Annotated in this window: 15 protein-coding genes; 12 read left to right on the top strand and 3 right to left on the bottom strand. The window is 73.6% G+C overall.

What is annotated here, in order from left to right; genetic code table 11:
* Positions 1 to 123: 123 nt before the first annotated feature.
* The 8 genes from ACIBEA_RS06340 to ACIBEA_RS06375 all read left to right on the top strand — a co-directional run bounded on the left by ACIBEA_RS06340 (position 124) and on the right by ACIBEA_RS06375 (position 8,247).
* A complete protein-coding gene (locus tag ACIBEA_RS06340; RefSeq protein ID WP_399258557.1) occupies positions 124 to 1,407 on the top strand; it encodes an NAD(P)/FAD-dependent oxidoreductase in 1,284 nt (427 codons plus the stop codon).
* Entirely contained in the window at positions 1,404 to 2,204 is an 801-nt protein-coding gene (locus tag ACIBEA_RS06345) for a DUF1365 domain-containing protein (RefSeq protein WP_399258559.1), read from the top strand. The genes ACIBEA_RS06340 and ACIBEA_RS06345 overlap by 4 nt, the downstream gene beginning before the upstream one ends.
* Entirely contained in the window at positions 2,201 to 3,526 is a 1,326-nt protein-coding gene (locus ACIBEA_RS06350; protein ID WP_399258561.1) for a class I SAM-dependent methyltransferase, read from the top strand. The genes ACIBEA_RS06345 and ACIBEA_RS06350 overlap by 4 nt, the downstream gene beginning before the upstream one ends.
* Positions 3,526 to 4,335: a DUF1295 domain-containing protein gene (locus ACIBEA_RS06355; protein ID WP_399258564.1), complete on the top strand. Its 810-nt coding sequence runs from the start codon at positions 3,526 to 3,528 to the stop codon at positions 4,333 to 4,335. The genes ACIBEA_RS06350 and ACIBEA_RS06355 overlap by 1 nt, the downstream gene beginning before the upstream one ends.
* A gap of 137 nt (positions 4,336 to 4,472) precedes the next feature.
* Positions 4,473 to 4,952: an Lrp/AsnC family transcriptional regulator gene (locus ACIBEA_RS06360; protein ID WP_354379367.1), complete on the top strand. Its 480-nt coding sequence runs from the start codon at positions 4,473 to 4,475 to the stop codon at positions 4,950 to 4,952.
* A gap of 46 nt (positions 4,953 to 4,998) precedes the next feature.
* Positions 4,999 to 5,676, top strand: coding sequence for an HAD family hydrolase (locus tag ACIBEA_RS06365; RefSeq protein WP_399258567.1), 678 nt, complete (start codon positions 4,999 to 5,001; stop codon positions 5,674 to 5,676).
* A 69-nt stretch (positions 5,677 to 5,745) separates the two neighbouring features.
* The gene (locus ACIBEA_RS06370) at positions 5,746 to 7,107 is read left to right on the top strand and encodes a cytochrome P450 (protein WP_399258569.1); all 1,362 of its coding nucleotides are present in this window, start codon (positions 5,746 to 5,748) and stop codon (positions 7,105 to 7,107) included.
* Positions 7,108 to 7,170: 63 nt separating this feature from the next.
* The gene (locus ACIBEA_RS06375; protein WP_399258571.1) at positions 7,171 to 8,247 is read left to right on the top strand and encodes an FAD-dependent oxidoreductase; all 1,077 of its coding nucleotides are present in this window, start codon (positions 7,171 to 7,173) and stop codon (positions 8,245 to 8,247) included.
* Positions 8,248 to 8,269: 22 nt separating this feature from the next.
* On the opposite strand, the gene mltG is transcribed toward ACIBEA_RS06375, so the two are convergent.
* Both mltG and ACIBEA_RS06385 read right to left on the bottom strand, forming a co-directional pair.
* Positions 8,270 to 9,115: an endolytic transglycosylase MltG gene (mltG, locus tag ACIBEA_RS06380; protein ID WP_399258573.1), complete on the bottom strand. Its 846-nt coding sequence runs from the start codon at positions 9,113 to 9,115 to the stop codon at positions 8,270 to 8,272.
* Positions 9,116 to 9,178: 63 nt separating this feature from the next.
* Positions 9,179 to 11,044 (bottom strand): ABC transporter ATP-binding protein, encoded by a 1,866-nt coding sequence (locus tag ACIBEA_RS06385; protein ID WP_399258575.1) that lies wholly within the window; start codon positions 11,042 to 11,044, stop codon positions 9,179 to 9,181.
* A 108-nt stretch (positions 11,045 to 11,152) separates the two neighbouring features.
* Between ACIBEA_RS06385 and ACIBEA_RS06390 the strand changes: the two genes are divergently transcribed.
* The 4 genes from ACIBEA_RS06390 to ACIBEA_RS06405 all read left to right on the top strand — a co-directional run bounded on the left by ACIBEA_RS06390 (position 11,153) and on the right by ACIBEA_RS06405 (position 18,471).
* Positions 11,153 to 11,647, top strand: coding sequence for a MarR family winged helix-turn-helix transcriptional regulator (locus ACIBEA_RS06390; RefSeq protein WP_399258577.1), 495 nt, complete (start codon positions 11,153 to 11,155; stop codon positions 11,645 to 11,647).
* Positions 11,648 to 11,675: 28 nt separating this feature from the next.
* Entirely contained in the window at positions 11,676 to 14,648 is a 2,973-nt protein-coding gene (locus ACIBEA_RS06395) for an FAD-binding and (Fe-S)-binding domain-containing protein (RefSeq protein WP_399258579.1), read from the top strand.
* Between the two features lie 137 nt (positions 14,649 to 14,785).
* On the top strand, positions 14,786 to 16,693 hold the full coding sequence (locus ACIBEA_RS06400) for an ABC transporter transmembrane domain-containing protein (RefSeq protein ID WP_399258581.1): 1,908 nt from the start codon (positions 14,786 to 14,788) through the stop codon (positions 16,691 to 16,693).
* Positions 16,690 to 18,471 (top strand): ABC transporter ATP-binding protein, encoded by a 1,782-nt coding sequence (locus ACIBEA_RS06405; RefSeq protein ID WP_399258583.1) that lies wholly within the window; start codon positions 16,690 to 16,692, stop codon positions 18,469 to 18,471. Before ACIBEA_RS06400 ends, ACIBEA_RS06405 begins: the two co-directional genes overlap by 4 nt.
* Before the next feature lie 72 nt (positions 18,472 to 18,543).
* On the opposite strand, the gene ACIBEA_RS06410 is transcribed toward ACIBEA_RS06405, so the two are convergent.
* Positions 18,544 to 19,536 carry an alpha/beta hydrolase gene (locus ACIBEA_RS06410; protein ID WP_399258585.1) on the bottom strand — a complete coding sequence of 331 codons (993 nt, stop codon included), beginning with the start codon at positions 19,534 to 19,536 and terminating at the stop codon, positions 18,544 to 18,546.
* Positions 19,537 to 19,539: the final 3 nt, after the last annotated feature.

The following is a 19,539-nucleotide window of genomic DNA, read 5'->3' on the forward strand; positions in this document are numbered from 1 at the left end:
TCCCGGATGGGGCCGAATGCCGGGGCATCCGAAACGGCTCCGGCTCCGAAGTACGGGTACGGGGGCGTCCGGCCCGCGTCGGCCGACCACCGGGGCCGCGACCACCGACGGCGAGGGAGCACGATGACGCAGCGAGGACAGGGGCGACCGCACACGGCGGTGATCGGCGGGGGCGTGTCCGGGCTGACCGCGGCGTACGTGCTCGCGCGCGCCCACGACGTGACCCTCTACGAGGCCGACGACCGGCTCGGCGGGCACGCGCACACCCACGAGGTCAAGGGGTCCGACGGGGTGGTCCGGTCCGTGGACTCGGGCTTCATCGTGCACAACGACCGTACCTACCCGCAGCTGCTGCGGCTCTTCGGCGAGCTGGGGGTGGCCACCCGGAGCACCAGCATGAGCATGTCCGTGCACTGCGAGGGGTGCGGGCTGGAGTACGCGGGGGCCCGCGGGCCGAGCGGTCTGTTCGCCCGGCCGCGCAATGCCGTGGACCCGGCGTACCTGGGGATGCTGGCGCGGGTTCCGGCGTTCCACCGGCGCGCGCGCCAACTGCTGGCGGCCCCGCCGGGCGACGATCCGACGCTCGGCGAGTTCCTGCGCCGGCACCGCTTCGGCGCCTACTTCAGCGCCCACTTCGCCATCCCGCTGGTGTCCTGCGTGTGGTCCTGTCCGGAGCACACCGCGCTGCGCTACCCGGCCCGGTACCTGTTCCGCTTCCTGGACCACCACGGCATGCTGTCGCTCGGCGGCTCACCGAACTGGCGGACCGTGAGCGGCGGTTCGGCCCGGTACGTGCGCCTGGTGCGCGACGCGCTGGGCACGGCGGCGGTGCGGACCTCGACTCCGGTGCGGGCGCTGGCCCGCGGCGCGCAGGGGGTGCGGGTCACCCTCGACGACGGCACCTGGGCGACGTACGACTCGGTGGTGGTCGCCGTCCACGCGGACCGCGCCCTCGCCCTGCTGGCCGATCCCACGCCGGCCGAACGCGCGACGCTCGGGGCGTTCGCGTACTCCCGCAACCGGACCGTGCTGCACACCGACGCGTCCGTGCTGCCGAGCGGCCCGCGCGCCCGGGCCTGTTGGAACTTCCGGCTCTCGGGCTGCCGGCCGGGCGACGCGCGGGTCCGGGTGAGCTACGACATGAACCGGCTCCAGGGGCTGGACGGGCCCGAGTCCTACGTCGTCACGCTGAACGCCGACGGCCGGGTGCGGCCGGAGCTGGTCCTGGCCGAGATGGACTACGCGCACCCGCTCTACACGCCGGAATCGGTGGCCGCGCAGCAGCGCCTGCCCGGGCTGTCGGGGCCGGTGACGGCCTTCGCCGGGGCCTACCACGGCTGGGGGTTCCACGAGGACGGCTGCCGTTCGGGGGCCGCGGCGGCCGCCGCGCTGGGGGTGGAGTGGTGACGGCCCCGATCCGTGCGGCCCACCCCGCACCCGCCCCCGTACCGGCGCCCGCGCCCGCCGTGGACGGCGTCGAGCCCGCGCTGTACCCGTCGGTGATCACCCACGTGCGCTCGGGGCCCCGCCCGTACGCGCTGCACCAGCGCACCTCGCTGTGGCTGGTGGACCTCGACCGGCTGCCGCGGCTGCCCCGGGCGCTGCGCGCGCTGGCCCGGTTCGACGCGCGGGACCACTTCGGCGGGGACCTGCCGTCGATCCGGGCGGGGCTGGACCGGTTCCTCGCCGCGCAGGGCGCGCGGCCCGCGGGCGGGCGGGTGCTGATGCTCGCGCACGCCCGGGTCTTCGGGCACGTCTTCAATCCGCTGTCTGTCTTCTGGTGCCACGGCCCGGACGGCGAGCTGCGCCACGTGGTCGCCGAGGTGCACAACACCTACGGCGGTCGGCACTGCTACCTGTTGGGACCCGAAGCGGCCACCGGCGCCGGGCACGCCCGCAAGGAGTTCTACGTCTCGCCCTTCCTGCCGGTCTCCGGTGACTACCGGATGCGGCTGCCGGTGCCGGGTGAGCGCCTCGTCCTGACCGTCCGCCTCGATACCGGGGCCGGCACCCGGCTGACCGCGACCGTCCGCGGTGCGCGCCGGCCCGCCGACCCGGGCGGGGTGCTGCGCGCGGCGCTGCGCCGCCCCTGGCCCACCGCCGCCGTCTCGCTCGGCATCCGCTTCCACGGCATCCGGCTGTGGCTGCGCGGGGTGCCCGTCCAGCCCCGTCCCCCGCACGTCCCCCAGGAGGGTGTGAAGTGAGCACGCGCACGACGTCCACCACGGTCACGACCACGAGCCCGACGGCGACCACGAGCCCGGCCCCGCCCGCGACCGCGCCCGCCCCGGACGGCGCCCCGGTCGTCCCCGCCGCCCCGCCGGTGCCCCGGTGCTCGCGCGTGCGGGCCGCAGTCGGCGGGCTGCTGATCCGGCGGGCCCTGGACCGGCTGCCGCTGACCGTCCGGCTGGCCCCGGAGGGCGCCGCCGCCCGGGCCTTGGGGCGGGGCGGCCCGGAGCTCTCGGTGCGGGATCCGCAGGCGTTCGTACGCCGGGTCGCCACCGGCGGCCTGATCGGCTTCGGCGAGTCCTACCAGGCCGGGGAGTGGGACGCGCCGGACCCGGTGGCGGTGCTGACCGTCCTCGCGGGGAACGTCGCGTCGCTGATCCCGCCGTCCTTGCAACGGTTGCGGGGCCTGTGGGCCGCCCGTCACCCCGACGCCGACCGCAACACCCCGGGCGGCGCCCGGAGCAACATCCGGCGCCACTACGACCTGTCCAACGAGCTCTTCGCCGAGTTCCTGGACCCCACCATGACCTACTCCTCGGCCGTGTTCGGCGCGCTGCCCGCCGACTGGTCGGGGCTGGCCGCGGCCCAGCGCCGGAAGATCGACATGTTGCTCGACCGGGCCGGGGTCGGTCCGGGCACCCGGCTGCTGGAGATCGGCACCGGTTGGGGCGAACTGGCGATCCGGGCCGCCGAGCGCGGCGCCCAGGTCGTCTCGCTCACCCTCTCCCGGGAGCAGAAGGAGCTCGCCGAGCGGCGCATCGCGGCCGCGGGTCTGACCGCGCGGGCCGAGGTGCGGCTGTGCGACTACCGCGAGGCGCGGGGGAGCTACGACGCGATCGTGAGCGTCGAGATGATCGAGGCCGTGGGCGTCGAGTACTGGCCGACGTACTTCGCCGCGCTGGACCGGCTGCTCGCGCCGGGCGGGCGGGTGGCGCTCCAGGCGATCACCATGCCGCACGACCGGATGCTGGCCACCCGCACCACCTACACCTGGATCCAGAAGTACATCTTCCCCGGCGGGATGCTGCCGTCGGTGCGGGCGGTGGAGGACCTCGCGCGGGCGCACACGCGGCTGCGGGTGGAGCGGTGCGAGGGGTACGGCGCGCACTACGCGCAGACGCTCCGGTTGTGGCGGGAGCGCTTCGGCGAGCGCTCCGAGCGGGTCGGCGCGCTGGGCTTCGACGCGGCCTTCCGCCGGATGTGGACCTTCTACCTCGCCTATTCGGAGGCCGGGTTCGCCTCCGGGTACCTGGACGTGCACCAGATCGTGCTGGCCGAGCGGGACGGAGGCCGCTGATGGAATGGGCGGCCTTCGCGACCGGCCTGCCGGTGACGGCGGGCGCGGCCCTCGCCGTGCTGCTGGTCGCCTTCGCGCTGGGGGTGCGCCTCGGGCGGCACCGCGGGGTGGACGTGGCGTGGGGCGCGGCCTTCGCCGCGGTCGCGCTGGCCTCGTACGCCGCTTCCACCGGGCACGGGGACGGCGGGCGCAGGCTGCTGTTGACCCTGCTCACCGTGGTGTGGGGGCTGCGGCTGGCCGGGCACATCGCCGCGCGCGGGCGCGGCCACGGCGAGGACCCGCGGTACGAGCGCATGCTGGCCCGGGCGGGGGCGGCGGGCTCGCACGGGCGGAACCTGTACGCGCTGCGCATGGTCTACCTGCTCCAGGCGGCCCTGGTGTGGCTGGTGTCGCTGCCGGTGCAGGCGGGGCAGTACGTGACGAGCCCGGTGGGGCCGCTCGCGGCGGTCGGGAGCGCGCTGTGGCTGCTCGGGATCACCTTCGAGGCGGTCGGCGACCACCAGTTGGCCCGGTTCAAGGCGGACCCGGCGAACCGGGGCCGGATCATGGACCGGGGCCTGTGGTCCTGGACCCGGCACCCGAACTACTTCGGGGACTTCTGCGTGTGGTGGGGCCTCTTCCTGATCGTCTGCGACTCCCCCGGCGCGGCCGCGGCGACGGTCGTGGCGCCGCTGGTCATGTCGTACCTGCTCACGGCCGGCAGCGGCAAGGCACTGCTGGAGCGGCACATGGCGGGGCGTCCGGGGTACGCGGAGTACCTGGAGCGGACCAGCGGATTCTTCCCCCGGCCACCGCGCGGGCGGCGCTGAGGGGACGGGCGGCGCGGACGGGCGGGGCGGACGGGCGGCGGCTCCGGCGGGCCGCCCGGCGGCCTGGGCGGTCGTCGCACGAGCCGTTGGTACAGTCCGGGAGCCATCGCGACGCCCGACGGAAGGCCCCCGGACCCATGGCCGTGGACGAGCTGGACACCCGGATCCTGCGGCTGCTGATCGAGGAGCCGCGCACCAGCCTGCGCGAGTACGCGCGCCGCCTCGGCGTGGCACGCGGCACCCTCCAGGCCCGCCTCGACCGGCTGGAGCGGACCGGGGTGATCACGGGCACGGGTCCGGTGCTGTCCCCCGCGGCGCTCGGGCACCCGGTGCTGGCGTTCGTGCACATCGAGGTCACGCAGGGGCACCTGGACGAGGTGGGCGAAGCGCTGGCCGCCGTGCCGGAGATCATCGAGGCCTTCTCGATCACCGGTGGCGGCGACCTGCTGACCCGGGTGGCGGCCCGGGACAACGCGCACCTGGAAGACGTGATCCAGGGGCTGATCCGGCTGCCGGGCGTGGTCCGCACCCGCACCGAGGTGGCGCTGCGCGAGCGGGTCGCGCACCGGCTGCTCCCCCTCGTCGAGTCCGTGGGCCGGTCTGCTCGCAAACCCTGACAGGATGGACGGGACACGCACGCAACCGGCAGGACGGGCACAACGGATGATTTCCGTCATATTCGATCTCGACGGCACCCTCGTGGACAGCGAGCCGAACTACTACGAGTCCGGCCGCCTCACCCTGGAGCGGCACGGCGTCGCCGATTTCACGTGGGAGGACCACGCGCGCTTCATCGGTATCGGCACCCTGGAGACGCTGGAGATCCTGCGCGAGCGGTACGCCCTGCGGGCCCCCGTCGAGCAGCTGCTCGCCGAGCAGAACGCGAGCTACCTGGAGCTGGCCCGGGCCCGGACCGACGCCTTCCCCCAGATGCGGAAGTTCGTGGAGCGACTGCACGGCGAGGGGGTCCCGATGGCGGTGGCCTCCGGGTCCTCGCGCGAGGCGATCGACGCCGTGCTCGCCGGGACCGGGCTGGACGCCCTGCTGACGACCGTGGTCTCCGCCGAGGAGGTCCCGCACGGCAAGCCCGCGCCGGACGTCTTCCTGGAAGCGGCGCGGCGGCTGGGGGCACGACCGGCCGACTGCGTGGTGATGGAGGACGCCGCCCCGGGAGCCGAGGCCGCGCACGCCGCCGGGATGGCCTGCGTGGCGATCCCGTACGTGGCGGAGAGCGCCGACGACCCGGCCTTCGCGACGGCGGGACTGCTCTTCCGGGCCGGGCAGGCGCAATTCACCGCGGACGCGGCGTACGACTGGCTGAGCGCCCGCCGCGCAGCCTGAGCCGCACCCCGCGGGAGACGGGGCGGTGCGGCTCTGGTGCCTTGGCGGGGGCGCTGCCACCATGCCTGCGTGACCGCCACCCTGCCGCCCGTGGGAGCCGAGCGCGGACCGCGCCGGTGGCCCCTGCTCGGGAACCTTCCCGCGTTCGCCCGCGATCCGCTGGCCTTCTTCGAGTCCTTGCGCGACGAGTACGGCGACTGGGTGCCCTGGGCGCTGGGGCCGCAGCGCAACGTCCTGGTCTCCCGACCCGAGCACGCCGCCGAACTGCTGGGAGCCGTCGAGGGCACCTTCAAGCCCTCGGAACTGGGCTGGGCCTTCCGGCAGTTGCTGGGCAACGGCGTGGTGGTGGCCACCGGTGAGGACTGGCGCCGCAAGCGTGCGCTGGTGCAGCCCGCCGTCCGACCGCGCCAGGTCCGTGCGTACGCCGCCACGATGGTGGAGTGCGCGGATGCGCTGGCCGGCGGCTGGCGGGAGGGCCAGCGGATCGACGTGCACCGGGAGATGGCCGGGCTGACCCAACGGATCGCGGTGCGGACCCTGTTCGGTGGCGACGCCGAGGGCCGCGAGGCCCCCATCAGCGCGGCCATGGCCACGGCCCAGCGGGAACTGGGCGCGGAGTTCCGCGGGTTGACGCTGTTCCTGCCGCCCTGGGTCCGCACGCCGGGGCGGCGCCGGATGCGGGCGGCCGTGCGCGTCCTCGACCGGGAGATCGAGCACGTCGTACGGGAGCACGAGGCGGCCTCGGCGGCGGGCGAGGAGCGCGACGACCTGCTCAGCCGGCTGCTCGCGGCCCGCGACGAGCACGGCGGGCCGCTCTCGCGCACGGAGCTGCGGGACGAGTCGATCACCCTGTACATCGGCGGCCACGAGACCACCTCGACCACCTTGACCTGGGCCTGGCAGCTACTGGCCGAGGCGCCGCGGGCGCGCGCCCGGCTCACCGAGGAGCTGGACCGGGTGCTCGGCGGGCGGCTGCCGACCTACGACGACTACCCACGGCTGGTGTGGACGCAGCAGGTCGTGAAGGAGGCCCTGCGGATCTATCCGCCGATCTGGCTGATCTCCGCGGTGGCCACGCACGGCGCGACCATCGGCGGGCGCGAGGTGCCCGCCGGGACGCTGGTGTGGACGAGCCCGTGGTCCGTGCACCGGGATCCGCGCTGGTTCCCGGAGCCGACGACCTTCCGCCCGGAGCGGTGGGACGCGGGAGCCGTGCCGGCGGTGGCGGAACGGGCCTGGTTCCCCTTCGGCGGCGGCCCGCGGGCCTGCCTAGGGGCCCGCTTCGCACTGGTCGAGGCGGCGTTGGTGCTGGCGGTGCTGGGCCGGCGGTTCCACCTGGACACCGGGGGCCGGCGGGCCGGGGTCTTCCCCGGCCTCACCCTCCAGCCGACGGGGCCGGTGCCGGCGGTCCTGCGGGCACACGGAGGCTAGGGCTGTCTGACGGTCCGGGCCCCGGGCGGGAAGATCTCGGGGCCGCACCCAGTTGGTACAACCGTGAACGATTTCGTGAGCGATGTGGACGTGGTGGTCATCGGCGCCGGACAGGCGGGGCTGTCCAGCGCGTACCACCTGGGGCGGGCGGGACTGGAGCACGTGGTGCTGGACCACACGCCCCGACCGGGCGGCGCCTGGCAGTTCCGCTGGCCCTCGCTGACCTACGGGAAGGTCCACGGCATGTACGCGCTGCCGGGGATGGAGCTGGTCGGCGCCGATCCGGGGCGCCCGTCGTCCGAGGTGATCGGGGAGTACTTCGCCGCGTACGAGGAGCGCTTCGGGCTGCGCGTACGGCGCCCCGTGGACGTGACGGCGGTGCGCGAGGGGGAGGCCGGGCGGCTGCTGGTGGAATCCACCGCCGGGACCTGGTCGGCGCGGGCACTGATCAACGCCACGGGGACCTGGGACCGGCCGTTCTGGCCGCGCTACCCGGGGCAGGAGACCTTCCGGGGCCGCCAGCTGCACACCGCGAACTACCCGGGACCCGAGGAGTTCGCCGGCGCACGGGTGATCGTCGTCGGCGGCGGCACGTCCGGGGTCCAACACCTGCTGGAGATCGCCGGGGTCGCCGCGGAGACCACCTGGGTGACCCGGCGGCCCCCGGTGTTCCGGGACGGATCCTTCGGCGAGGCCGAGGGACGGGCCGCGGTGGCGCTGGTGGACGAGCGGGTCCGCCGGGGACTGCCCCCGCAGAGCGTGGTCAGCGTGACGGGGCTGCCGCTGAACGAGGCGGTGCGCGCCGGGCTGGCCTCGGGCGTCCTGGACCGCCTGCCGGTGTTCGACCGGATCACCCCCTCGGGCGTGGCCTGGGACGACGGCCGGCGCGTGGACGCCGACGTGATCCTGTGGGCCACCGGCTTCCGGGCCGCGATCGACCACCTGGCCCCCTTGCACCTGCGCGAGCCGGGCGGCGGCATCCGCGTGGACGGGACCAGGGCGGTCCGGGACCCCCGGGTGCACCTGGTCGGCTACGGCCCCTCGGCCAGCACCATCGGCGCCAACCGCGCGGGCGGCGCCGCCGCCCGCGCACTCCGCCGCCTCCTCGCCCCGCCCGTCCCGGCGGGCGCCGCGGGGTAGCGGGGTGCACGCCGGACGCCCGCTACGCCTTGCGGGCGGCCGCGCGGTGCTTGTTGAACTCCGCCACGTGGCGCTTGTGTTCCTCGTAGGTCGCGGAGAAGCGGGTGTCCCCCGGCTTCACGGTGACGAAGAACAGCCAGTCGCCCGGCGTGGGTGCGACCGCGGCCGCCATGGCGGTCGCGCCCGGGCTGTCGATCGGGGTCGGTGGCAGGCCCTGGCGCTCGTAGGTGTTGAAGGGGCTGTCGATCCGGGTGTCGCGCAGTGCGGTGTCCACGGTGGAGCGGTTCAACGCGTAGTTGATCGTCGAGTCCATCTGTAGCGGCATCGATTTGGCGAGCCGGTTGTGGACGACCCGCGCGACCTTGCCCATGTCGGCCGGGGTGTCGGCTTCCGCCTGGATGATGCTGGCCAGCGTGGCCGTCTGGTAGGGGGTCATGCCCTGGGCCTTGGCTCCGGCGGCGACCGGCTTGGCGGCCAGCTTCTGATTGGCCGTCTGCACCATGTACGCGAGGAGCCCGGCCGGAGTGGTCTCTCGGGAGAGCGGGTACGTCGCCGGGAAGAGGAAGCCCTCCGGATTGCCCTTGGCCTCGGCGGGCAGCTCCAGTCCCGCTCGGGCGATCGCCGTCTTGGCCGAGCCCGCGGGAAGCTTCAGCTCACGGTCGACCGCCGCGTACACCTGCGTTGCTCGCCACCCTTCGGGGATCACGAGTCGGCGCAGTTGCGGGGGCTTCTCCGCGCCCTTGTCCGGCAGGAGGGGGACCACGACCACCGCCCCGGTCGCCACCAGCAGACCGATGAAGATCGCCAGTCGGCCCCGGCGGGTGACGCGGGTCCCGGGTCGCTTCGGCGGCCGGTGCTCTTGAGGCATGCAGAAACGCTAACCCGCAGACTGCCGCAATTCGGGCATCCCGACCGTGTGGCGGTCATACGATCACACGGCCACGGCGACGGTCGGCGTCCTCACCGCCACCTCGGCCGGAACCAACTCGCTGTCCCTGCGCACCAGGGCCGCATACCGCCCATCAGCCTCCAACAGCTCCTCGTGCGTACCCCGTTCGGCGATCGTCCCGCCGTCGAGGACCACGATCTGGTCGGCATCGCGGACGGTGGACAACCGGTGCGCGATGGTGATGGTGGTGCGACCTTCGGAGAGGGCGTCGATGGCCTTCTGCACGGCGTGTTCGGTGCGCGTGTCGAGGGCGCTGGTGGCCTCGTCGAGGATCAGTACCGGCGGGTCGCGCAGGATGGTGCGGGCGATGGCGAGGCGCTGCTTCTCGCCGCCGGAGAACCGGTAGCCGCGCTCGCCGACCAGGGTGTCGTACCCGTCGGGCAGGGACTCGATGTGGTCGTGGATCTGGGCCGCCTTGGCCGCCTGGGCTATCTCCTCGTCCGTGGCGTCCGGCTTGGCGAAGCGGAGGTTGTCGGCCACCGAGGCGTGGAAGAGGTACGTCTCCTGGCTGACCACGCCGATCGAGCGGGCCAGGGAGTCGAAGTCCAGGTCGCGGACGTCGATGCCGTCGAGGGCGACCCGGCCGCCCGTCACGTCGTACAACCGGGGCACCAGGTAGCTCAGCGTGCTCTTCCCCGAACCGGTCGGGCCGACCACGGCGAGGGAGCCGCCCGCCGGGACCGTGATGTCGATGCCCGTCAGGGTGGGGCCATGCTTGGCGTCGTAGGCGAAGTCGACGCCCTCCAGCCGGATCTCGCCCTTGGCCTGCTCCAGGCGGACGGCGTCCTCGCGCTCGGTGATGTCCACCGGCAGGTCGAGGTATTCGAAGACGCGGGCGAAGAGGGCCAGCGAGGTCTGGATCTGCACCCCGGTCGACAGCAGGCTCACAGCGGGCCGGAACAGCCCCTGCTGGAGGGTGACGAAGGCAACGAGCGTGCCGACGGAGAGCGAAGGGGCCCCGGACTGGAGGGCGACGCCCGCCGCCCAGTAGATCATCGCGGGCATCGCGGCCATCACGATGCCGATGGTCGACATCCGCCAGCGCCCGGCCATGCTGGAGCGGACCTCCAGTCCGACGAGCTTCTCCGATTCCTCGGAGAACGACCGCGTCAGCGAGTCGGCCCGGCCCATGGTGCGGCCCAGCAGGATGCCGCTGACCGACAGCGATTCGGTGACCGTGGCGGCCATGGCCGCCATCTGCTTCTGGCGCTGGGTGGTGATCCGCTTGCGCTCGCGGCCGACCCGACGGCTGATCCACACGAATATCGGCAGCAGGAGCAGCGAGACGAGGGTGAGCCGCCAGTCGAGGGCGAGCATCGCGACGACCGAGGCGACCACGGCCGTCAGGTTGGAGACGAGGGAGGTCGCCGTCGAGGTGACGGTGGCCTGCATGCCGCCGATGTCGTTGGCTATGCGGGACTGCACCTCACCGGTGCGGGTCCGGGTGAAGAACGCCAGTGGCATCCGCTGGAGTTGTGCGTAGACGGCGGTGCGCAGGTCGTGCATGACGCGCTGGCCGACCGTGGTGGAGATCAGGGTCTGGAGCACGCCGAAGACGCTGGTCACGACCGCGGTGAGGATCATGCCGAGCGCGAGCAGGCTGAGCAGTCCCGTACGCCCCTGGGGGATCGCGACGTCCAGGATCTCCTTCAGCAGGAACGGCGAGGCGACGCCGACCAGCGACGAGGCGCCGACCAGCACGCCCACGACGCCGAGCCGACCCCGGTAGGGGCGGAACAGGCGGGCGATCCGACGCAGCTCACGCGGCTGGTCGGCGGGGGCGGGGCCACTGGGGTCGAGGGCTTCCTTCGATGGCGTCCATTTCGGTTCTTTTCCTTCGGGGCGCATGGGCCTCCTTTGACGGCTCCCGGCAGGACAGTCCTGACGAGACTCCACTGAGCATAGGTCATTGTTACCTATACTCACAATGAATTTGGTCCTGATACCCTTCCCAGTATGAGCACCGCTTCCGAGACCGACAGCCCAGACAGTTCGGACGGCGTCCTCGCCGAGCAGCTGCTGCGCCTGACCCGTCGGCTGCACCGCATCCAGAAACGCCATCTGGAGCCCCTCGGGATCACCCCCGCCCAGTCCCGCCTGCTGCGCACGGTCGCCCACTACTCCGAAGCGGAACCTCCCCGAATGGCGGATCTGGCCGCCCGGCTGGAGGTCGTGCCCCGCGCGGTGACCACCCTCGTCGACGGTCTGGAGGCGGCCGCGTGCGTGCGCCGGGTGCCGGACACCGCCAATCGCCGGGTCATCCGGATCGAGCTGACCGAGACCGGCCGCGCCACGCTGCGCAGGCTGCGCAACGCGCGAACGGGCGCCGCAGAGGAGATCCTGGCTCCGTTGACCACCGATCAGCGCGAACTGCTCGGCGGCCTGCTCAACGCCCTGGCCGACAGACCGGCCGACGTACCGGCCGACGGGCGGGCGGAGCGCGGCTGCTGACGCGGAGCGCCTAGCCCAGGGGGCACCCATGCCGCTGCTGGAGCCGAAGCCGGGGGCCCTGCGCCCGCGCACCGTCAGCGGTCCGGCCCCCGACCGGGTGCCCGAGCGACTGGCGGCCGGCACGCCCGAGCCGCTGCGCTCCGAGTTGATCGCGCTGCTGGGCTCCGACAAGGTGCTGTGGCAGGTCTCCGACCTGGTCCGCTACGCCTCGGACGCCTCCCCCTACCGCTTCGTGCCGCAGGTCGTCGTGATCGCCGAGGACATCGACGACGTCTCGACCGTGCTGTCCTACGCCCACGGCAAACAGCGCGAGGTGGTCTTCCGGGCCGCCGGGACCTCGCTCAACGGCCAGTCCCAGGGCGAGGACATCCTGGTCGACGTGCGCCGCCACTGGGCGGGCGTCGAGGTGCTGGAGGACGGGCTGCGCGCCCGGATCCGCCCCGGGACCACCGTGCTGCGCGCCAACGCCGCGCTCGCCCGGCACGGCCGGGTGCTCGGCCCCGACCCGGCCAGCGCGATCGCCTGCACGCTCGGCGGGGTGGTCGCGAACAACGCCTCGGGCATGACCGCGGGGACCACGCGGAACTCGTACCGCACCCTGTCCTCGCTCACCTTCGTGCTGCCGGGCGGCACCGTCGTGGACACCGCGGACCCGCTGGCCGACGAGGAGCTGGCGCGCGCCGAACCCGCGCTGTGCCGCGCGCTGATGGAGATCAAGCGGGAGATCGAGGCCGATCACCGGCTGACCGCCCGGATCCGCGCCAAGTACGAGATCAAGAACACCACCGGCTACCGGCTGGACGCCTACCTCGACGGGACCACCCCGGTGGAGATCCTGCGCGGGCTGATGGTCGGTTCCGAAGGCACCCTCGGTTTCCTCTCCGAGCTGGTCTTCGACACCCTGCCGCTGGACCGCGAGCTGTACAGCGGTCTGCTCTTCTTCCCCTCGCTGCCCGCCGCCGCGGCAGCCGTTGCGCTCTTCAACGCGGCGGGCGCGATCGCGGTCGAGCTGATGGACGGCAACACGCTGCGCGCCTCGGTCAGCGTGGCGGGCGTACCCGCCGACTGGGCGGCGCTGCCCAAGGACACGACCGCCCTGCTCGTGGAGTTCCGGGCGCCGGACGCCTCGGGCCGGGAGGTCTATGAACGGCGGGCGGCCGAGGTGGTCGCGGGGCTGGAGCTGGTCGCGCCGGTGGCCTCGGTGACCAACGCCTTCACCACCGACGCCGCGACCATCGCCGGCTACTGGAAGGCCCGCAAGGCCTTCGTCACCGCCGTCGGCGGGGCCCGCGCCGCGGGCACCACCCTGATCACCGAGGACTTCGCCGTCCCGCCCTCCCGCCTCGCCGAGGCCTGCGCGGCGCTGCTGGAACTCCAGGCGGAGCACGGTTTCGACGCCGCCGTCGCCGGTCACGCGGCCCACGGCAACCTGCACTTCCTGCTGGCCTTCGACGCCGCGCTGCCCGCCGACGTCGAGCGGTACGGGGCCTTCATGGACGCCTTCTGCCGGCTGACCGTCGAGCGCTTCGACGGCTCGCTGAAGGCCGAACACTCCACGGGACGCAACATGGCCCCCTTCCTCGAACTGGAATGGGGCGCGGCGGCCACCGAGCTGATGTGGCGCACCAAGCAGGTCGTCGACCCCGACGCCGTGCTCGCGCCGCGGATCCTGCTCGACCGCGATCCGCGGGCCCACCTGCGCGGGCTCAAGACCATCCCGCGGGTGGAGGCCGTCGCCGACCCCTGCATCGAGTGCGGGTTCTGCGAGCCGACCTGCCCCAGCAAGGACCTGACGACCACCCCGCGGCAGCGGATCGTGCTGCGCCGCGAGATGATGCGCCAGCAGCCCGGCTCCCCCGTGCTGGACGGGCTGCTCGCCTCCTACGGCTACGACGCGGTGGACACCTGTGCGGGCGATTCCACCTGCAAACTCGCCTGTCCGGTCGGCATCGACACCGGCGCCCTGATGAAGGACTTCCGCCACCGCAGGCACAGCCCGCGCGAGGAACGGACGGCCGCGCTCGTCGCGAAGCGGTTCGGGGCCGTGGAGACGGCGGCCCGGCTCGCGGTCGCCGCGGCCGACCGGATCACCGACCGGGTCGGGGACGGTCCGTTGCGGCTGGTCACGGGGGTCGCGCGCAAGGCCGTACGGCCGGACCTGGTCCCGCAGTGGCTGCCCCAGATCCCGGGCGCCGCCGCCCGCGCCCTGCCCGTCACCCGGCGGGTCGGCGCCTCGGCCGTCTACTACCCGGCCTGCGTCAACCGGATCTTCGGAGGCCCGGGCGCCGACCGCGGTCACGACGCCGGGGGCGCCGGGGGCGCCGGGGGCGGCCCGTCGCTGCCCGAGGCGGTGGTCGCCCTGTCCGAGCGGGCGGGCAAGCCCGTGTGGATCCCCGGGGACGTCACCGGGACCTGCTGCGCGACGATCTGGCATTCCAAGGGCTACGACGCCGGAAACCGGCTGATGGCCAACCGCATCGTGGAGGCCGCCTGGGGCTGGACCGCGGGCGGGCGGCTGCCGCTGGTCGTCGACGCCTCCTCCTGCACCCTGGGCATCGCGCACGAGGTGGTCCCGTACCTGAGCGCGGACAACCGCGAGCTCCACGCCGAACTCACGGTCGTCGACTCCGTCGTCTGGGCGGCCGAGGATCTGCTGCCGCATCTGGAGGTGCTGCGCACGGTCGGTTCGGCGGTGCTGCATCCGACCTGCTCGATGCGCCATCTGGGTGACGAGGCCCACCTGCGGGCGGTGGCCGAGGCCTGCGCCCGGGAGGTGGTCGTGCCGGACGACGCGGGATGCTGCGCCTTCGCCGGGGACCGCGGCATGCTGCACCCCGAGCTGACGGACGCCGCGACGGCGCGCGAGGCGGCGGAGGTCGCGGCGCGGTCCTACGACGTGCACCTGTCCGCGAACCGCATGTGCGAGGTGGGCATGGACCGGGCCACCGGGCACTCCTACTACTCGGCGCTCCTCGAACTGGAGCGGGCCACCCGCCCCTGAGAGCGCCCCTCGAACGGTCTCCGATCCCCGGACGACCATGGCCGGTTCTCGTCGGAACAACGGAAAATCGATTGCCCCGCATGCTGTTCAAAGGCGAACCTTGCACGGTTTGAACCACTACCGAGTCATGGGGCGTCATGCAGATCAGCGATCTTCCGTATCCGGACCCAGGGGTACCCGACGCGCGATCCGGGCCCCGGTTCCTGCTGTGGCTGGGGCGCAATCAGCTGGGCGGGCAGTTCAAGAGCCTGTGCTGGGGGCTGATGCACCACTGCGGGATCGCGGGCCTGCCCTTCGCCGTCGGGCTCGGTGTCGAGGCGGTCGTGGACCGCGACGGAACCCGGTTGATCCTGGTCGGCGGGCTCATCCTGCTGCTCGGGATCGCCATCTCGCTCGGTGACACGATGCTGCACCGGACGGCCGTGACCAACTGGATCACCGCCGCCGCCCGCGTCCAGCAGCTCCTCGCCCGCAAGACCGCCGAGTTGGGCGCCGCCCTCAGCCGACGCGTCGCGGCCGGCGAGGTGGTGGCGGTGTCCACGGGCGACGTCGAGAAGATCGGTTGGTTCGTCGAGGCGGTCTCCCGCTTCCTCGCCGCCGCCTTCGCCGTCGTCGTGATCTGCGTGGGCCTGGTCCTCTACGCGCCCGCGCTCGGCGTGGTCGTGGCGATCGGGGTTCCCGTACTGGCCGTGGCCGTGCTGCCGTTGCTGCCGCACGCCACCCAACGCGCGGACGTCCAGCGCGAGAAGGCGGGCAGGGCCACCGAACTGGCCTCCGACACCGTGGCCGGGCTGCGCGTGCTGCGCGGCATCGGCGGCGAGGAACTCTTCCTCGGCCGCTACCGCGAAGCGTCGCAGGAGGTCCGCAAGGCCGCCGTGCGCAGCGCTCGGATGTGGGCGCTGATCTCTGCGATCCAGGTCCTGCTGCCGGGCCTGCTCCTCATCACCGTGGTCTGGTACGGCGCCGAGCTCGTCCTCGACGGGCGGATCACGGTGGGCGAACTCGTCGCCGTGTTCAGCGCGGTGGCGCTGATGCTCTACCCGCTGCGGCACTTCGAGGAGATCGCCATGGCGTACTCCTTCTCGCGGCCGTCGGCCAAGCGGGCCGCCCGGGTGCTGTCGCTGACCCGTACGGACCCCGGGACCGAACCCGCCCCCGACACGGAGCCGGGCACCCCGGCCGACACACCGACGGAGCCGGCGGCCGCGAAGGCGGAGGCGGAGGCGGAGGCAGCAGACGCTCAGCCGCCCGCCGCGCCGGCTCCCGGAGGGGACCTCTACGACCCGGAGACCGGGCTGTTGGCCCCCGCCGGCCTGTTCACCGCGGTGGTCTGCGGGGACCCGGACCTGGCGGGACGGCTGGCGGAGCGCCTCGGCGGGCATCCCGCCGACGCCGTCGGCAGCCCTTCCGTGCTGCTGGGCGGGGTCGCGCTCGACGAACTGGAGCTGGACACGGCGCGCACGCTGGTGCTCGTCCAGGACAAGGACCCGGTGCTGCTCTCCGGCACGCTGCGCGACCTGCTCGACGTACCGGCCTCCGGCGCGGTCGGGGCCGCGGAGGCCCTGGCGGCCGCCCAGTGCGCGGACGTGCTGGACGCGCTGACGCAGTCCGCGCCCGACGGCGTGGACGACCCGATGGACGCGCGGATCACCGAGCGCGGACGCTCGCTGTCGGGCGGCCAGCGCCAGCGGCTCGCGCTGGCGCGCTCGCTGGTCACCGACCCGGACGTGCTGGTGCTGGACGAGCCGACCTCCGCGGTCGACTCCCACACCGAGGCCCGGATCGCGGGCGGCGTCGCGGCGCTGCGCGCGGGGCGCACCACGGTGGTCCTGGCCTCGTCGCCGCTGCTGCTGGACCGCGCCGACCGGGTCGTCCTGGTCGACGGCGGCACGGTCTCGGCGGTCGGTACGCACCGTGAACTGCTGCAGGACGAGCCGCGCTACCGCGCGGTCGTCACGCGCGAGACGGACGAGGAACAGCTGCTCGACGCGGTCGAGGGGCTCGACACATTGCGGGAACTCACAGAGATCGAGGAATCAGCATGATCGGCGTGGTGGCGCCGGAGTACGATCCGGCCGCCCCCGAGACCGTCGCCACCCTTCCGGTGGGCACGTCGGCGACGGTTCGGGGCTATGTGCGCGGGCTGCTGCGGCGGCACCGACGGGCTTTCGTCCTCCTGGTCACGGTCAACGCGGTCGCGGTGATCTCGTCCATGGTCGGCCCCTACCTGCTCGGTCAGGTGGTGGACGATCTCGCGGCGGGGGCGCGCGAACTGCACCTGGGGCGCGTCGCGCTGCTGTTCGCGCTGGCCCTGCTCGTCCAGACGCTCTTCGTCCGGACGGTCCGGCTGCGCGGGGCCGTGCTCGGCGAGGAGATGCTGGCGGATCTGCGCGAGGACTTCCTGGTCCGTTCGGTGGGCCTGCCGCCGGGCGTACTGGAGCGCGCGGGCACCGGTGACCTGCTGTCCCGGATCACCACGGACATCGACCGGCTCGCCAACGCGATGCGCGAGGCGGTGCCCCAGCTGGCCATCGGCGTGGTGTGGGCGGGGCTGCTCTTCGGGGCCCTCGCCGTGACCGCGCCGCCGCTGGCGCTGGCCGCCCTGGTGGCCCTGCCGGTCCTGGTGTTCGGCTGCCGGTGGTACTTCAAACGGGCGCCCTCCGCGTACCGGTCGGAGTCGGCGGGCTACGCGGCGGTCGCCGCGGTGCTCACCGAGACGGTGGACGCGGGCCGCACGGTCGAGGCGCACCGCCTGGGCGGGCGCCGGATCGCCCTGTCCGAGCAGCGCATCAAGGAATGGACGGCCTGGGAGCGCTACACGCTGTTCCTCCGGTCGGTCCTCTTCCCGGTCATCAACGTCACGTACGTGACGATCCTCGGCTCGGTGCTGCTGATCGGCGGCTACTGCGTCCTCCAGGGGTGGATGTCGGTGGGTCAGATGACCACCGGCGCGCTGCTGGCCCAGATGATGGTCGACCCGATCGGGCTGATCCTGCGCTGGTACGACGAACTCCAGATCGCCCAGGTCTCCCTGGCCCGGCTGGTCGGGGTGCGCGAGATCGAGCCCGACGCGGGCGACGAGCAGGTGGTGCCCGACGGGCGCGACGTACGGGCCGACTCGGTCCGGTTCGGCTACCGCGAGGGGGTGGACGTACTGCACCAGGTGTCCCTGTCGGTGCCGCCGGGGACCCGGATGGCGCTGGTCGGGCCCTCGGGAGCGGGCAAGTCCACGCTGGGCAGGCTGCTGGCGGGCATCTACGCGCCGCGCTCGGGCGAGGTCACGCTCGGCGGGGCCGAGCTGTCGCAGATGCCCGCGGAGCGGGTGCGCGCGCACGTGGCGCTGGTCAACCAGGAACACCACGTGTTCGTGGGAAGCCTGCGCGACAACCTGCGCCTCGCCCGGTCGGGCGCCGAGGACGCGGAGTTGTGGGCCGCGCTGGGCGCGGTGGACGCGGACGAGTGGGCCAGGGCGCTGGAGGACGGGCTGGACACCGAGGTCGGTTCCGGCGCCGCGGCGCTCACCCCGGCGCAGGCGCAGCAGATCGCGCTGGCCCGGCTGGTGTTGGCCGATCCGCACACGCTGGTGCTGGACGAGGCGACCTCGCTGCTGGATCCGCGGGCGGCCCGGCACCTGGAGCGCTCGCTGGCCCGGGTGCTGGAGGGCCGTACGGTCGTGGCCATCGCCCACCGGCTGCACACGGCGCACGACGCGGACGTGATCGCGGTGGTCGAGGCCGGCCGGATCAGCGAGCTGGGGTCCCACGACGAACTGGTCGCGGCGGACGGCGCGTACGCGGCGCTGTGGCGCTCCTGGCACGGCTGAGCAGGAGGGTCCGCCCCGTGAGCGCGTGCCCCGTACCGTCCCTTCGAGGGGGACGGTACGGGGCACGTTCGTTCACGCCTTGCGGAGCCGGTCGATGATGCCGTCGAGGTCCCGGGTCAACATGTAGTCGCGGACGAAGTGGCCGCCGGGCTCCTCGTGCGACTCGTGCGCGATCCCGACCCGGTCGAGGGCGCCGCGGAACTCCCGTTGTCCGGCGAGCACCTGGGTCTCGTTGAAGGTGTCGAAGGCGTTCGTCCGGTCGGGGCTGGTGCCCGCGACGAGGAAGACCCGCTTGTTGCGGTAGCTCTCGATGCGTTCCATCGGGTTGTCGGCGGTGACCCTGGCCTGGTCCCACGGAACGCCGTAGACCGTGCCGCCGCCGAGGTCCAGGACGCCCGAGGAGGCGTTCGCCCAGTGCACGACGGCTCCGCTGTCGCGGCGCAGGCTGGCGGGGCCGGAGTGGGAACTCACCGAGGCGAAGTGGCCCCAGTACTTGGCCGCGTACTTCAGGGCGCCGAAGCCGCCCATCGAGAAACCGGAGACGGCGCGACCGTCGTATTCGGCGAAGGTCCGGAAGTTGGCCTCGACCCAGGGGATCAGCTGCCCGATGTGGAAGGTCTCCCAGTTGCGGGGGCCGACGTTGGAGGTGACGGCGTTGGAGTACCAGCCCGCGTGCCCGCCGTCGGGCATCACGACGATGATCGGCTTGCCCTGGGTCAGTTCGCGGATGCGGAGGCGGTCGAAGGTGATGAAGTCCTGGTCGGTGCCGCCGCCGTGGAACAGGTAGAGGACGGGGTAGGTGCGCCCGCTCCAGTGGTAGTCGTCCGGCAGCAGGACGTTGACGGCCGGCTGCCAGCCGATCGCGTCGGTCTGGAACCGGTAGTACCACATGCGGGGGTCGCCCTCGCCGCGGTCCACGATGTGCAGGCCGCCCGCGTCGCCGACCGCCGCGGCCGACGTGGCGGAGGCGAGGACGCCCCCGGCGCCGAGGGCCATCGCCGCGGAGAGCCCGCCGACGGTCTTGAGGAGGTTCCTGCGGGTGGGCCGGTGCTGCTCGTTCACCATGAT

The organism is Streptomyces sp. NPDC051555 (assembly GCF_044454405.1).
Classification (GTDB): Bacteria; Actinomycetota; Actinomycetes; order Streptomycetales; family Streptomycetaceae; genus Streptomyces.

Bases quoted from the DNA above. Each gene is read 5' to 3' on its own strand.
- ACIBEA_RS06340 (WP_399258557.1), top strand. From the start codon at position 124: ATGACGCAGCGAGGACAGGGGCGACCGCACACGGCGGTGATCGGCGGG.
- ACIBEA_RS06355 (WP_399258564.1), top strand. From the start codon at position 3,526: ATGGAATGGGCGGCCTTCGCGACCGGCCTGCCGGTGACGGCGGGCGCG.
- ACIBEA_RS06360 (WP_354379367.1), top strand. From the start codon at position 4,473: ATGGCCGTGGACGAGCTGGACACCCGGATCCTGCGGCTGCTGATCGAG.
- ACIBEA_RS06365 (WP_399258567.1), top strand. From the start codon at position 4,999: ATGATTTCCGTCATATTCGATCTCGACGGCACCCTCGTGGACAGCGAG.
- mltG (WP_399258573.1), bottom strand. From the start codon at position 9,115: ATGCCTCAAGAGCACCGGCCGCCGAAGCGACCCGGGACCCGCGTCACC.
- ACIBEA_RS06385 (WP_399258575.1), bottom strand. From the start codon at position 11,044: ATGCGCCCCGAAGGAAAAGAACCGAAATGGACGCCATCGAAGGAAGCC.
- ACIBEA_RS06390 (WP_399258577.1), top strand. From the start codon at position 11,153: ATGAGCACCGCTTCCGAGACCGACAGCCCAGACAGTTCGGACGGCGTC.
- ACIBEA_RS06395 (WP_399258579.1), top strand. From the start codon at position 11,676: ATGCCGCTGCTGGAGCCGAAGCCGGGGGCCCTGCGCCCGCGCACCGTC.
- ACIBEA_RS06400 (WP_399258581.1), top strand. From the start codon at position 14,786: ATGCAGATCAGCGATCTTCCGTATCCGGACCCAGGGGTACCCGACGCG.
- ACIBEA_RS06405 (WP_399258583.1), top strand. From the start codon at position 16,690: ATGATCGGCGTGGTGGCGCCGGAGTACGATCCGGCCGCCCCCGAGACC.
- ACIBEA_RS06410 (WP_399258585.1), bottom strand. From the start codon at position 19,536: ATGGTGAACGAGCAGCACCGGCCCACCCGCAGGAACCTCCTCAAGACC.